The 12185-nt window shown below is 45.9% G+C and carries 15 protein-coding genes; 7 read left to right on the top strand and 8 right to left on the bottom strand.

Features of this window, described 5'->3' with window-relative positions; all coding sequences use genetic code 11:
* Positions 1-46: 46 nt before the first annotated feature.
* From KHO06_RS25950 to KHO06_RS25940, 3 genes are read right to left on the bottom strand one after another with little or no spacing between them, the layout of a single operon-like run.
* Entirely contained in the window at positions 47-1186 is a 1140-nt protein-coding gene (locus KHO06_RS25950; protein ID WP_212582899.1) for a lipocalin-like domain-containing protein, read from the bottom strand.
* A complete protein-coding gene (locus tag KHO06_RS25945) occupies positions 1186-3696 on the bottom strand; it encodes an ABC transporter permease (protein WP_212582898.1) in 2511 nt (836 codons plus the stop codon). Before KHO06_RS25945 ends, KHO06_RS25950 begins: the two co-directional genes overlap by 1 nt.
* The gene (locus tag KHO06_RS25940; RefSeq protein WP_212582897.1) at positions 3683-4432 is read right to left on the bottom strand and encodes an ABC transporter ATP-binding protein; all 750 of its coding nucleotides are present in this window, start codon (positions 4430-4432) and stop codon (positions 3683-3685) included. The genes KHO06_RS25945 and KHO06_RS25940 overlap by 14 nt, the downstream gene beginning before the upstream one ends.
* 421 nt (positions 4433-4853) lie before the next feature.
* Here KHO06_RS25940 and KHO06_RS25935 point away from each other — a divergent pair, with 421 nt between their 5' ends.
* From KHO06_RS25935 to KHO06_RS25905, 7 genes are all read left to right on the top strand, one after another.
* Entirely contained in the window at positions 4854-6035 is a 1182-nt protein-coding gene (locus tag KHO06_RS25935; protein WP_077262654.1) for an AraC family transcriptional regulator, read from the top strand.
* 199 nt (positions 6036-6234) lie between these two features.
* On the top strand, positions 6235-6480 hold the full coding sequence (locus KHO06_RS25930) for a RebB family R body protein (protein WP_077262655.1): 246 nt from the start codon (positions 6235-6237) through the stop codon (positions 6478-6480).
* Positions 6481-6532: 52 nt separating this feature from the next.
* Positions 6533-6799 carry a RebB family R body protein gene (locus KHO06_RS25925; RefSeq protein WP_054961729.1) on the top strand — a complete coding sequence of 89 codons (267 nt, stop codon included), beginning with the start codon at positions 6533-6535 and terminating at the stop codon, positions 6797-6799.
* A gap of 43 nt (positions 6800-6842) precedes the next feature.
* Positions 6843-7121: a RebB family R body protein gene (locus tag KHO06_RS25920; RefSeq protein WP_054961730.1), complete on the top strand. Its 279-nt coding sequence runs from the start codon at positions 6843-6845 to the stop codon at positions 7119-7121.
* A gap of 54 nt (positions 7122-7175) precedes the next feature.
* Positions 7176-7448: a hypothetical protein gene (locus tag KHO06_RS25915; protein WP_054961731.1), complete on the top strand. Its 273-nt coding sequence runs from the start codon at positions 7176-7178 to the stop codon at positions 7446-7448.
* A gap of 15 nt (positions 7449-7463) precedes the next feature.
* The gene (locus KHO06_RS25910) at positions 7464-7871 is read left to right on the top strand and encodes a RebB family R body protein (RefSeq protein WP_212582896.1); all 408 of its coding nucleotides are present in this window, start codon (positions 7464-7466) and stop codon (positions 7869-7871) included.
* 10 nt (positions 7872-7881) lie between these two features.
* The gene (locus tag KHO06_RS25905) at positions 7882-8133 is read left to right on the top strand and encodes a hypothetical protein (RefSeq protein WP_077262657.1); all 252 of its coding nucleotides are present in this window, start codon (positions 7882-7884) and stop codon (positions 8131-8133) included.
* A gap of 123 nt (positions 8134-8256) precedes the next feature.
* Here KHO06_RS25905 and KHO06_RS25900 read toward each other — a convergent pair whose 3' ends face one another.
* The 5 genes from KHO06_RS25900 to KHO06_RS25880 form a co-directional block, all read right to left on the bottom strand.
* Positions 8257-8613 (bottom strand): hypothetical protein, encoded by a 357-nt coding sequence (locus KHO06_RS25900; RefSeq protein WP_077262658.1) that lies wholly within the window; start codon positions 8611-8613, stop codon positions 8257-8259.
* 59 nt (positions 8614-8672) lie between these two features.
* Positions 8673-9284: a DUF2589 domain-containing protein gene (locus KHO06_RS25895; RefSeq protein ID WP_077262659.1), complete on the bottom strand. Its 612-nt coding sequence runs from the start codon at positions 9282-9284 to the stop codon at positions 8673-8675.
* An 11-nt stretch (positions 9285-9295) separates the two neighbouring features.
* A complete protein-coding gene (locus tag KHO06_RS25890; RefSeq protein WP_077262660.1) occupies positions 9296-9778 on the bottom strand; it encodes a DUF2589 domain-containing protein in 483 nt (160 codons plus the stop codon).
* 232 nt (positions 9779-10010) lie between these two features.
* On the bottom strand, positions 10011-10940 hold the full coding sequence (locus KHO06_RS25885; RefSeq protein ID WP_212582895.1) for a hypothetical protein: 930 nt from the start codon (positions 10938-10940) through the stop codon (positions 10011-10013).
* A 13-nt stretch (positions 10941-10953) separates the two neighbouring features.
* A complete protein-coding gene (locus KHO06_RS25880; RefSeq protein WP_212582894.1) occupies positions 10954-11970 on the bottom strand; it encodes a hypothetical protein in 1017 nt (338 codons plus the stop codon).
* Positions 11971-12185 lie beyond the last annotated feature (215 nt).

The following is a 12185-nucleotide window of genomic DNA, read 5'->3' as shown; positions in this document are numbered from 1 at the left end:
TTATTATTAATCGGATGACTTATATCGTGCACGGCTTTTATTTTGACTAATAGCCAGTAAGTTCCATATAACCAGTCCCAGAATGAGAGCCATCAATACGCACTGGACCTTCCCAATAAGGCACCGAAAGCGGCATTTTCGCGTTCGGGTTGAGTGCAGAAACCGTAAGCTCAATTTGCTGATTTGGAATCGACACTTGCCACTGGGTTGGATACTTTCGCCCTTGGATTTCTGTTTGCTTGGTTGCTTTTAAGCGAATGTCTTTTTGAGAAATGGCGATGCCAGAACCATCTTGCTGCATCAGCCTTGCGCTGGAGTAACTGGCTTGACCGGTTTTGGAATCTCGCAATTGGAACACCACCAAGCTGGTTTCGTCACTCAACCTTAGAGCAAACCAGTCCCAGCCCTGTTGTGAATCGAGCAAGAACTGCGAGCTCCACTCTCGGTCTATCCAACCTTTGCCGGATACTTGATGGGTTTTGCCGTCGATCGTAACTTCACCGGAGACATCAATAAACGGTTGGCTGTAGTAATACGAAGCCACCTGACCATCGGCACTTTTGGTGCTGTAACCTTGTTCGCCTTGTTTTTGATAAGGTGCGCTGCTGGTAAGCGTCAGCGAATAGCCAAACTGTTCCGAGTTCGCCTTCAATGTTGCAGGGAAGAGATCGGTGGTTGAAGAGGTCCACTGCCAATCATCCAGATAAACCCGAAATGGAGAGTCATCGACGCCGGCTAGAGAGGCTTGGTCGCGTGACCATTTTTCATCTGCATAGTGTTTGTCGGTTGTGGTTACCGCGCTGTGCGCCATGTAGATTTGCTGAGCTTGCCATTCGGTTTTCTTCACGTCATCTTCGCCCCTTGGCGGTGGTGGTGACGGCGGCGCAGCGGCAAAGCGAAATTGTGTCCATTGAACGCCAAGTGGGTTGCCGTCTTCATCGATTAAGTTGGCGGTTAAATACCACCATTCATGACGAAAATTCGGGTGCGCTTGATGGTCTGCAGGGAAGGTGAGTTCAACCCCTTTTTCCACGGGTGTGAATGGGTTGATCTCGCTTTGCATATCTCCACTGCCCAGCAAAGTGCCCATATTTTGTGTGCTCATATTTTTTTGTTGGGCATCTTCACATCCAAATAGGATCAAGCTGCTTATGAGCAGAGTCAGTTTGCTTGCCAATCGAATCATCACAACACCTCGCTTTGCAAACTGGACACGACAGGCTTACTGACCAATCGCCATAGCGGAATCAAGGTTGCAATCACTGCCACCAAGATGGTGATCGCCGCAATGCTAAGGGCATCATTCCAATTCCACAGATAATTTAAGCTCCAACCAAAAGCACGCAAGGTGACGATATCTGTCAACACATATCCCACCATGGCACCGAGGGGAAGGGCGATAACCAGAGTAAAACTCACCAGAGCGACGATCTGTCCGACCACCATGGTCATTAATTTACGACGGCTGACGCCAAGAGCGTACAGCCTTGCAATGGCGGCTTTGCGCGCGTCGAGTAACATAAAACAAGCACTGAACAAGCCAATCACGGCGACCATCAAAGTTACGCCGTTGAGCGCGCGCGTAATGGCGAAGGTCTGTGAGAATATATCCAACGCGATGGATTTGATTTGCGCCTGATCGTAGAGCTGACTTGGATGCAGATTCAATTGCTCGCGTAGTTGGTCGTAGACGATTTGTGGGTCACCAGATGCTTTAATGCCAAGGCTTGTCGGCAAGTCGGTAAATCCGCTCTCTTGCCATAATTTGGGCGCCAATAACACTTCACCGTTGGGTGAGCCGTAATCATGGAATATCGCACCCACAAGCAGGTTCTTACTTGGAACGGCATCAAGCGTGAGGTCGCTACCCAGTGATAAACCCAGTTTGACCGCGGTTGGTTCACTGATGGCAACTAGCTCACCTTGGTAAAAGCGTGGCCAGAAGTTATCCAAATGCGATTTGAACACCATGGTTTGCTCTAAGGTGTCTTTGTCTTTGGTACCAAGCAAAATTGGTAAGCCTTGCAGATTATCGTCGACGTAGTATTGCTTGTAGACGGTCTCAACCTTGTCGAACTGCCCTAACGCGCGCTCCACATCTGCGATTTCTCCTTGGGCGGGGCTGACGTAAATATCGGCGTGTAGCCTTTGTTCTAACCACTGTTTTAGGGTGGATTCAAAGCTGCCCACTAAGGTGTTCATCCCCATATTGGCAGTAACGGCGAGTAGCAACGCCATCATGGCGAGAGAAAGCGGAGAAATCAGCTCGCGCAGCTCAGCAAACAGATATTGCATTAAACCGGAAGTGGTGCGCTTTTCACTCCAGTTTGCTAGTACGCTGAGTGTTTTAGGAAGATATAAAGGAATCGACACCACAAGCACGCCGAGCCACGCCATGGTAAATCGGTGATGCTCACTCAGCCATAACCCTGCAAGTGCGAGAGCCGTCAACACAGCACCTATCACGAACAAGTGGTTTTCGTTAGAGGCTTCAGGTGCTTGATAAAATCCGCCATGAGAGGAGAGCGGCTGGCGCACTCGTTGTTTAAAGTGCTGCCAACATGCTAATAAGGTGGCGGCTAACGTGAGCAGCAGCGCTTGAGCCCACCATTGCCACTGCCAAGTGCCGGGCAGCAGTGTCGCACCATAAAGTTGCTCTAAAGTCAGTGCTACGGTCGGATGCAACCAATGGCTGAGCTGCATGCCCAATACAAAACCGAGGGAAGCGCCGATGGTAACGAGAATAGTGAGTTCAACTAACAGCGCAGAGAACACAATGCTCGGCGCAACACCCGCCTGTTGAATCTGCACTAACAGCCGATTGCGTTTCAGCAAGCTGTACTTTACGCCGTTGTAAGTGATGAACAGCCCGACTAAAAAGGCGAGTAAGCTCATTGCGGTGAGATTGAGGTGAAAGCTGTCGGTCAGTGAGCCAAGGTCTGCACTTTGATTATTGGAAATCCATTGCCCTTGCTCGCCAATCAGGTTCTGCCATTTTGCTTGCGTGTCTTTATTCCCTTTATCGCCCGAATGGAAAACCGCAATGTAACTGAGCTGTCCTTGTTTATTGAGCAGTTGCTGGGCAAAGCCAATGTCCATCAGCATTCGGCTGCCTAACTGCCAGTCGTCAGGTAGTACCACCACTTGGGTTGAGATGTCGTCCAGAGTTAGGGTTTCTACCTCTCCTAAGTTTTGATGTTGAGATTGGCTCATCATCACGATTGGCTTGCCGGCTAAAAGCTCAGGTAGAGGCAAAGCACTGTCGAACAAAGACACGTTATCCTCACTATCTGATGAATAGCGTGAACGAGAAGAGATGGCAGCAATTAATTCGCTACCTTGCACTGACCAACGACGCCCTTGTTCGTCTCTCACTCGTCCTTCGATTACCGGTAGTGCTGCACTGAGTCCGTTCTGTCTAAGGGTGAAGTAGAGTGATTCGGGCAGATAGTTTTGCCCTGCTGGTGGAATAATTAAGTTCTGAGCTTGTGCGCTAAGCTGCTCGGTAGACTCAGCATAACTGCGCTTGGCATTGAGGTTGATGGCTTGCACCGCAACAAATAAGGTTACAGCCAACACGATACCGATCAGAATCGCAGCGGCTTGCAGCGGCGCCTGCCGATAGTGCGCTGCAAACAGATTCAGGGCGAGTCGAGTATGCGTGAATCTGGTGTTTAGGAGCTTAGCTTGCTTCATGATGTTGCTCATTTACATCGCGCTGATTTTGCGTCAGTCCGTTTTCCAAACGCCCATCTTTCAAGCGCCCGTCCTTCAAACGTCCATCTTTTAAGCGTAACGGGGTTTGCATAAACTCGGCACACTCAGGGCTATGTGTCACCAAGAGCACTGCCGTATTGCCTTGAGTGGTGATTTCACTCAGTAGTTTCATCACTTCTAAGCCCGCTTTTTGGTCAAGGTTGCCTGTGGGCTCATCGGCAAGCAGAAGTTTGGGTTTGTGGGCAAGTGCACGGGCAATAGCGACGCGTTGTTGTTGACCACCGGAAAGAGCAGAAACATGTCTATCGAGAAGTTGGCTGATGCCCAGCGTTTCGACTAGGTAATCGCACCAGTTATCCCATTTCTGTTGATTCAAATGCAGAGGGAAGGCGATGTTTTGCTGCACGTTAAGCGGCGTTAATAGATTGAATTGCTGGAAGATAACGCCGAGTTTTTGGTGTCGAAATCGGCTCCATTGTGGGTCTTTCCAAGCCGCTGTGTTATCGCCATCTAACCACAACTCACCTTCGGAAAGCGGCTCAAAGCCAGCGATGATATTGAGTAAGGTACTTTTGCCACTACCACTTGCGCCCGTCAGCGCAACACTCGCTCCTGTATTCAACGTAAAGTCGACGCCTTCCAACACGCGATGTGTCTCTTTGCCATCGACAAAGCTTTTGCTGGCGTGTTTGAGTGTGACAAGTGGGCTTTCCATTTCCTCACCTATATGTTCCTTAGTTTTGGCTGATTCATCGACTTTTTAGGGTCTGTTGACCTTTCGCTGCAAAAATCAGCTCGAAAGGTCAACAGACCCTAATTACTTAGTTTCGATTCGCCAGTTTTTATATAGTACAAAAGCTTTGGGCAATTAGAGCCAATCCTTCACTAAATTTGTCAGCGCAGTTATCTGAACGCCTATTTATCCCGAGTGGTATGAACAGTTTACATTAATCGAGCCTGTTTTCTTGATTCCTTTGTTAGTGACTTGCTTCTCATTCTAGGTATTCAAACCTCTAACTGCATGAATCCTAGGGATTTAAGCCGAAAAAAAAAATCATTCACTCCGATTCATATGAAATTGTCCCGAATAGCATAATGACGCAACGTCATAAACAGCTAGAAATAAGGATAGTTCTATGAATCAAATGACTTCCAATTCCGCCTTGGAAAGGACATCTAACCGCGAGCAGTGTGCGATAAACCAAGAACAATTGCCGCACACGGCTTTTCCTCTATTGGGTCATGGCAAAGGCATTGCCAAGATCAAACGGCAAATACAATACGCTTCTCAAGTGAGCATTCCTGTCTTTATTAGCGGCGAGATTGGTACTGAAAAACGCACGGTGGCTTACCATATTCATCGTTGCCGGAGTTTTACCCAAGGACGATTTATTTACGTTCCTTCGCAAATAAGGTGTGTTGGAGAATTTAAGCACTACTTGAATCAGAGTATCGGAGATGCGGAGGGAGGCACGCTATTTCTATCTGAAGTCGATAAACTTAGTGATAAGCACAAAGACTATTTAACGTTACTGTTTTCTAATCATGAGTTTTACCAACGACTTGCTGAAAATAAAATCCAATTGATCGTTTCTTGTACCACTTCTTTGACTAGTAGCCAGCAGTTTCTTTCCAAAATTCTAGGCAGTAATATGCCGCACTTAGAAGTGAATATGCCTTCGTTACGAGAAAGGAGAGATGACATTCCTCTTTATATCGAGCATTTTTTAAAGCAATTTAGCGGTGCTAACTCACCTCAGATCAATAAAGAGGCAATGACGTTACTTTGCGAGTATCCATGGCCGCAAAACGTATCACAGTTACAAAAAATCATGATGGTTTTGATCTCTTCACATCCAAGTTATGTGGGGGCTCAAGAAGTAAGGGCTTTAGGGGTAACCCAATCCGAAGAGTCTAACTCAGATCTGATTGAATTACTTTTGCAACAGCGCCTTACCACTTTTGAACATATCCACCCAGCACTGTATAAATCGTTAAATTACATCAGCCAACACTTTTTAGATGAGATGTCTTTGAAAGACGTATCGAATGCGGCCTACACCAGTGCTTCCCATCTTTCATTTCTTTTCCGTGAGCATTTAAATCGTTCGTTCAAAAGCATTTTGGTTGAGCTCAGAGTTCGTTTTGCCAAAGATATGATCAACTCGCAACCTCTAAGCAAAATAACCGATGTTTGCCTGCAGTCAGGGTTTGGTGACCTTAGTCATTTCGAAAAAATGTTCAAAAGGTTTGTTGGTTGTACGCCAAGACAGTATCGCCAATCACAGCGGCAACGACACACTAGGTTAATTGCTTAACTATCTCACCGACGGCCCTTTCTAAGGGTCGTTTTTGTTTTGGTTAAAAAATACCGCCCAGTCGCGACACATTCCTATATCTCTCTGATTAGTTAGCGGTTTTGCCTGAGTTTCTCTTAGGTCAGTCAAGCATACTGAATCCATCAAGACAGAGCGCAGCCATTCACTCAAAGAGCGCCAACACGAGAAGGAAATCACTATGACAGATCCCGTATCACAATCAGTCGCTGAGGCAACACTGCTGACCGTCGGTATGTCTTCAGCCAATGCTGGCGCTAACCTAATCAATGCTGCGAATACAGCACTTTGCCTTTCATTTATGAATGCTGTTGGAAATCAGCAAGCGGGAAACATGACTCGACAAACTTCTACTGTTCAAGCGAATGCTGGGGTTATGAGTACAGGTAACGCTGTTCAAAGTGCAGTCGTTGGTCACATTTTATAGCTTTTCACCACGGTGAGGCACACCGTCCACTACCTCAAAAAAGGAGACAACTATGCCAAATTCAGTCGACAGTTCTATCACTGATTCAGTTACACAAGTAAACACCAAAGTCCTCGGTGATACGCCGGCATCATCAATGGGTAATTTGATGCTAACCACTAGCCAAAGTTTGAGCATTGCTGGTCAAAACGCAGCAACAGGTCAACAGCAAGCAAATGTGATGCATCAAGCTGCAACGGTTCAGGGACTTAACGCTTTGATGAATACGGGCAATGCGGTGACTGGCACGGTTACTGGCAACATCATTGATCGCGGCTAACTCATCAAAAACGTTTTATTTCAAAGACTAAAAGGAAATAGCAATGCCAAATTATGTAAATGAAGCAATCACAGACTCAGTGACTCAAGTGAACACAAAAGTGCTTGGAGATGTCCCCGCAACAGCGATGGGTAACTTAATGTTAACGACAAGCCAAGCGCTTAGCGTTGCGGCTCAAAACCTGACGACGGGTCAGCAGCAAGCAAACGTTATGTGGCAGGCCGCTACTGTGCAAGGTATCAACGCATTGATGAACACTGGTAATGCAGTTACGGGTACCGTTTCTGGTCAAATTATTGATCGTGGTGACACTCGACGTTAACCCAGTTCGTAGGGGGGACGCCCCCTACCATTGTTTTCCTTCGGAGAGCTAACTATGTCAAACAGCGAAACAAAACAGACCTTTCATATTACTGATAAATCATTAGCGCAGTCGGGTGCTCTTGCAGTACAAGATGCAGCGAACTCATTCAGAGATATGAATACGTTATTGACCACTGCGAGTGGCGTGGCGTTAGCAAATTTCATTGAATCTGGTGACGCCTCTTATCTTCAAGCTCTAGATAAAATTAATGAGCAAGCAAAAGCATCTAAAGATAACTTTATCGAGCTTTATTCAAATGTGAATCAGGCACGCAAAGAAAACTGACTTGAGAGTATGACTATGGATGACAAAACTAGCGCTCACTCAGCAGTAGAGCGAGTGCAAGATGGCAACTATTCACTTGATATGGTCGATACCATATTTGCAGATACACTATCGCGTGGGATGCAGAACGCTATTATATCGCAGCAAAATGCGCAAATGGCTTCTTCAAGTTCGGTAACTAATGCTTGCGCACGTATATTGCAAGCTCAAGCCAAATCAGAGGCAATCACTGATCTTCCAACACGCTACAGAGCTATCGAGCAACAAGTTGATGATAGCCCACCTCAGAAGGAAGAAACAGAGTCGAGGCAACCCCACCATGGGACACTGCGTTTCAACAAAACCTGGTGGGCAATAATTAGCGTGATGTGTTTATTGATCGCCGTTGTCGGTGTTGCTTGGTTCAATGTGGCAGGTTTATAAGGAAGATATTATGAGTGACAAGCCTATTGAGAGCCGTTCAACAAGTAAGCATTCTGAAGAATTGGGGCGTTATACGCCTAGGCCAACAGAATTGGTCGATAATCATCAGTTTGATTTCGAACGCTGGCAATTTCAACTTAACCAGAATTTCAGTCAATTGGCACATCAATTAGAGAAAATGCATGCAGAGTTAGCTCAGGCCCTTGATGACAATATGGCACAGTTTAATTCAGCCAACCATTCTCAGTCGTCAAAAGACTAGGCTAGCCGGCCCTAATCATCAGTTCTCGTTCAGCCAACCTTCCTGGTAGTTCTTAATCAAGTCTACCAGGCTTTTTTATGTCCGATGTTATGGGAAATGGAGCCAAGCGATGGCTCCTGTTATTTATTGATTCTTTGCAATAATCTTTTCTACTGCACACAAGTCTACTTCTGGCTTAGCTGTTTTTTCTTTGTTGTTTGAGGTTAACCAAGATGGCTTTCTTTTAAACCCAATATGGTAAGCAACGGCTTCTAAAACAACTTGATGCTCTCCAATTCTCACTAATGAAAAGCTGCGCTCTGTCCCTATCACTCTGCCGCGTGGGGAAGTCTGCAAGTATTGGTTGAGCGTTTTCATCCTGTTTTGTGTTTCTTGCTCTGTCGGTATGCGGTCTGGCTCGGTGGAACCGATAACTAACCGCTCAACGTGGCTAATATCTGTGATGTCATAAGATGACGGAGGATTTGATTGTTTTAACATGGTTATCTCCAAATAAAGGCACAACAGTGTTGTGCCAAAGTGGTTAGGGGATTGGTAAGTTATGCGGCTTCTGCTGGAACAGGCATGATGCATTGATCGAGCATATCTAACACCCGTGACAGACCTTCGGGAGGAGGTAACTGTTTGGCAACAACATTGACGTCATACTTTGCAGAGTTATCGCTTTTACGTGAGCTTTCTTTACTTGACGAGATAGAACCGCTCATTTTGGCCTTCATCTTAAACATACCCGCATTGAGCTCAGTTTCAACTTCGGCCTTTGCTTCCATTTCTTCCTTACTTGATTCAGAAAATGACGACTTCACTTCCATAGAGAAGTTAATATCGACGTCCGTCACCTGAAGCGATGGGATGTTGATGATAGACATCAATGGCACCTCGACTTTATAACTTTTCTGATCTTTCCCTTCTTGTTGTTTAAACGAGAAAGGGACGGTTCGGATCTCATAATTAGGAGTATGAAGCGAACCATCTTTAGGGATGTTTCCTGCATTGAGGTCTTTGAAGCAAACACGCTCAATAAAGTTGATGGTGGTATTGGCTAACATTTCTTGAGCATTACAGGCTGCGGTTAGGGGAGCGCCAATAAGGTCCTCCATTGGTAGCCCACGGAATTGATCGGCAATATTGAGTAACTTTGAATCTGCCATAAGATTTTTCCTTAAATGAGTTTATACAATTCGTTCATCAAACGTAGATAACCTTCCGAAGGCTCCCCATTTTCGAACTCAACTTCGACGCTAGCCATACGCGAACTATGGTCGTTGTATAGACTGGCTAGAATGTGTTTTTCTGCTTCTATCACCATGCTGTGAGCCTTGGAGTGATTTTCCACAGGTGTTACTTCGACCAAGTCATCTAAACCAATTTCGAACTTGGTGTTCATATGTTTGATTTTGAGTGGTGAAGGTTGGAATAAGGTGATGGTAGGAATAGATACGGTCTTATATTTGACCTCCTCTTTGTCTGATGGGTTATCTAAGTCTGGAATTCTCACTTCAAGTTGTTTGGGAGTCCCATCTTGATTGAACCACTGTTGAAATGAGGCGACTTGAGCACTGTCGATTTGTTTTTGCGCTTCAGATGCAGAGCCAAGAATAGCCTCGACCAATGCTTGAAGAGTGACTTGCTTTTTACCTTGCATGGTGTCCTCCTAATATTACATGCTCCTCTATTGTCGATTGCTCTTTCTTACAGCGATTGGGCTAAGTCATGGAGTTTTGTGGCAAAAATAGTAATGTTGAGAAGGGGGGCATCCATTGGAGAGGTAAGTTCGTATGGGGCTTAAGGCTCGCGGCTTAACCTGTTGTAGCTCTGAGGTGTACGCCACCAGACAAAGGTGGCGTTGTTGATTCCATTATGGTTATGGAACGTAGCTAGAGAACATTGATGTAAGGCTCAAACTTGCTGACAAGGAATGGAAAACGATCCGTGACGTCGACAGTGGAGTACCAGGATTCCACCGCGCTGGTTTTGCTATCTTGGAAGTTAAACACGACATAGACCAACGTTCGTTCCCCAGCGTAATGAGAGCGCGCATCGACACTGACTAAATGAATAGATTGATGGCTGCTATCGCTTCGCTGGCGATACATACGTTCATAAAAGTCATAACCATAAGTCAGAAGATAATTGAGGGCTCGCTCTTCATCGGTAGCACCGTTGTTGTTTGCCAGTGAAAGATACAACTCAATCACATGGGTGAGATCACGGCATGACTGCGAGTTATGCAGTTTCGGCAGGTTCTTAGCAATATCATGCGCAGCCATTGAGCGGAATTTGGTTACGGTTACGGAATCTAGTTCCCCTAGTTGTCCACTGGCTCTGCCCACGACAAGTGCGTTGATCGCTGATGGATTAGTAGAGTCATAGTCAACTAACGCATTGATAAGTTGCTGCATATTATATTCACTGGGGATAAGTCGGTAGAGTCGATTTCCGTGAATATCTTCCAAATACCAGTCGAGTTCTCTGGCCAGATAGCGGCATCGTCTTGTTTTCAACACCTGACGAATGCATTCCAGATCTTTGTCTTTATTCCTTGGCTGATGGTTAGCTAAGGGAAGCGCTGCGGAGCAAGGCTCTACTTTACGGCAAAAGTCTGGCTGACTGATGTCGATGCCGTGTTCGGCAATCCACTTGATGTTGCTGCGAAACTCGTTCTCGACACTTTTGTCTGGCCAGTCAGCGCTAATACACCCAAGGACATAGACGTCACCCGCTAAGTCTTGCAAGCCAAATGAAGGCGCCGCGATATGCCTTTGAATTACATCAGATTGCTGAGATGAGTAAGGTAGGGTGGTCATGTTGGCACTCCTATTAGTTGTGAGGAATATAGTCACTCAAAGGTGAGTGTAAGTAAGGGAAAAGTTGGCTGACATCTACGGTTGCATAATAGCTAAACTGGCGGCCACTCACGCTGCGTTGGTAATGAAAAATAACATCGACTAGGGTATGGCCTGGAGCGCTTTGAGCAATGCGTGTATCGATACTGCGTAAAAATTCCTGCTCTTTATCCTCTTGATAGGCATTAAGCTTGGTATCAAGATGTATGGCCGCTTCGCTGGCACGAACGGCATAAATGTCAGGGTAACGGAACGCCAAAAAGTTTTTCGCCCTTTCTAAGTCGGAGTTGCCGCTGTTTTGCTTTACATTGAGTAAGCGTAGCAAGTCGTTGATGGCTTTGGTAGTGGTGTTGAGTCCAGCCTCGCCCAGTTTGCTTTCTATGGCTTGAGCGTCAGCATTAAAAGCAAACATATGTTTGCAGCGTACCTTTGGTAGCACGGCGGCTTCTTCATTTCCGCTCTCGGTATACCCCAATTGTTCACCAACTATCACGCACAGGGTATGACTGCTGCTGCCTGCTTGTTCACTCTGTTTCAAGAAATGGATGAACTCATTCAGTTCAACCACGCTGTGTGGCTCAATGACGTAAGTGTCTTGTTCATCAACCGAGAGTACCCACTTAGCATTTTCCGCTAAATAACGGTAAGGGCGAGTTTTACGGCTTAGGTAGGCACTATGGTTACTTTCTTTTCCAGCTTCATAACCAAATATGGTGCCGTAGTCGTGTGGTGAGACCGATTGCTTGGTCACCGCAGATAGCTCTTGCGCGGCGGCTTCGCACTCTTTTTCAAGTCCTTTATTGGCAAATTCAACGCGCAGTTTGCCTGCAACATAGATAGGTGTTGATGCGACGAAAGCCTCCTCAACGCTGGCAGTGGTTTCATTGGACTGGGTTTCGCGTTGAATAATCGCATGATCAGCTACAGGCTCTCTGTGATTGACCTTGGCTTGGTCTGAATTGTTGGTCGAGTCTTGTGGTGAAGATGACATAAGTCCTTCCTTATTTCTCTGGTTACTGTCATCAGATAAGAATAAAGACAGTTGAAATAAATTAGCTGCGTAACTGATGAATTAATAAGGCGAAACAACGAATTAAATAAATCAATGCCTCTAACCATAAATTATCCCAGCTTATTCATTTTTTAGCCTGAGTAATTATTCCACTTCTACCTATAGTGAAAATATAAATTCAAACGAATGGAGAG

Origin of the sequence: Vibrio sp. B1FIG11, from assembly GCF_905175335.1 — a bacterium.
GTDB classification, from domain to species: domain Bacteria; phylum Pseudomonadota; class Gammaproteobacteria; order Enterobacterales; family Vibrionaceae; genus Vibrio; species Vibrio campbellii.
Note: the sequence above shows the minus strand (reverse complement) of the source record. Positions and strands in the feature narration are given on the sequence as shown.

Excerpts from the sequence above, each read along its gene's own strand:
- KHO06_RS25950 (WP_212582899.1), bottom strand. The coding sequence starts at position 1,186 with ATGATTCGATTGGCAAGCAAACTGACTCTGCTCATAAGCAGCTTGATC.
- KHO06_RS25945 (WP_212582898.1), bottom strand. The coding sequence starts at position 3,696 with ATGAAGCAAGCTAAGCTCCTAAACACCAGATTCACGCATACTCGACTC.
- KHO06_RS25940 (WP_212582897.1), bottom strand. The coding sequence starts at position 4,432 with ATGGAAAGCCCACTTGTCACACTCAAACACGCCAGCAAAAGCTTTGTC.
- KHO06_RS25935 (WP_077262654.1), top strand. The coding sequence starts at position 4,854 with ATGAATCAAATGACTTCCAATTCCGCCTTGGAAAGGACATCTAACCGC.
- KHO06_RS25930 (WP_077262655.1), top strand. The coding sequence starts at position 6,235 with ATGACAGATCCCGTATCACAATCAGTCGCTGAGGCAACACTGCTGACC.
- KHO06_RS25925 (WP_054961729.1), top strand. The coding sequence starts at position 6,533 with ATGCCAAATTCAGTCGACAGTTCTATCACTGATTCAGTTACACAAGTA.
- KHO06_RS25920 (WP_054961730.1), top strand. The coding sequence starts at position 6,843 with ATGCCAAATTATGTAAATGAAGCAATCACAGACTCAGTGACTCAAGTG.
- KHO06_RS25915 (WP_054961731.1), top strand. The coding sequence starts at position 7,176 with ATGTCAAACAGCGAAACAAAACAGACCTTTCATATTACTGATAAATCA.
- KHO06_RS25910 (WP_212582896.1), top strand. The coding sequence starts at position 7,464 with ATGGATGACAAAACTAGCGCTCACTCAGCAGTAGAGCGAGTGCAAGAT.
- KHO06_RS25905 (WP_077262657.1), top strand. The coding sequence starts at position 7,882 with ATGAGTGACAAGCCTATTGAGAGCCGTTCAACAAGTAAGCATTCTGAA.
- KHO06_RS25900 (WP_077262658.1), bottom strand. The coding sequence starts at position 8,613 with ATGTTAAAACAATCAAATCCTCCGTCATCTTATGACATCACAGATATT.
- KHO06_RS25895 (WP_077262659.1), bottom strand. The coding sequence starts at position 9,284 with ATGGCAGATTCAAAGTTACTCAATATTGCCGATCAATTCCGTGGGCTA.
- KHO06_RS25890 (WP_077262660.1), bottom strand. The coding sequence starts at position 9,778 with ATGCAAGGTAAAAAGCAAGTCACTCTTCAAGCATTGGTCGAGGCTATT.
- KHO06_RS25885 (WP_212582895.1), bottom strand. The coding sequence starts at position 10,940 with ATGACCACCCTACCTTACTCATCTCAGCAATCTGATGTAATTCAAAGG.
- KHO06_RS25880 (WP_212582894.1), bottom strand. The coding sequence starts at position 11,970 with ATGTCATCTTCACCACAAGACTCGACCAACAATTCAGACCAAGCCAAG.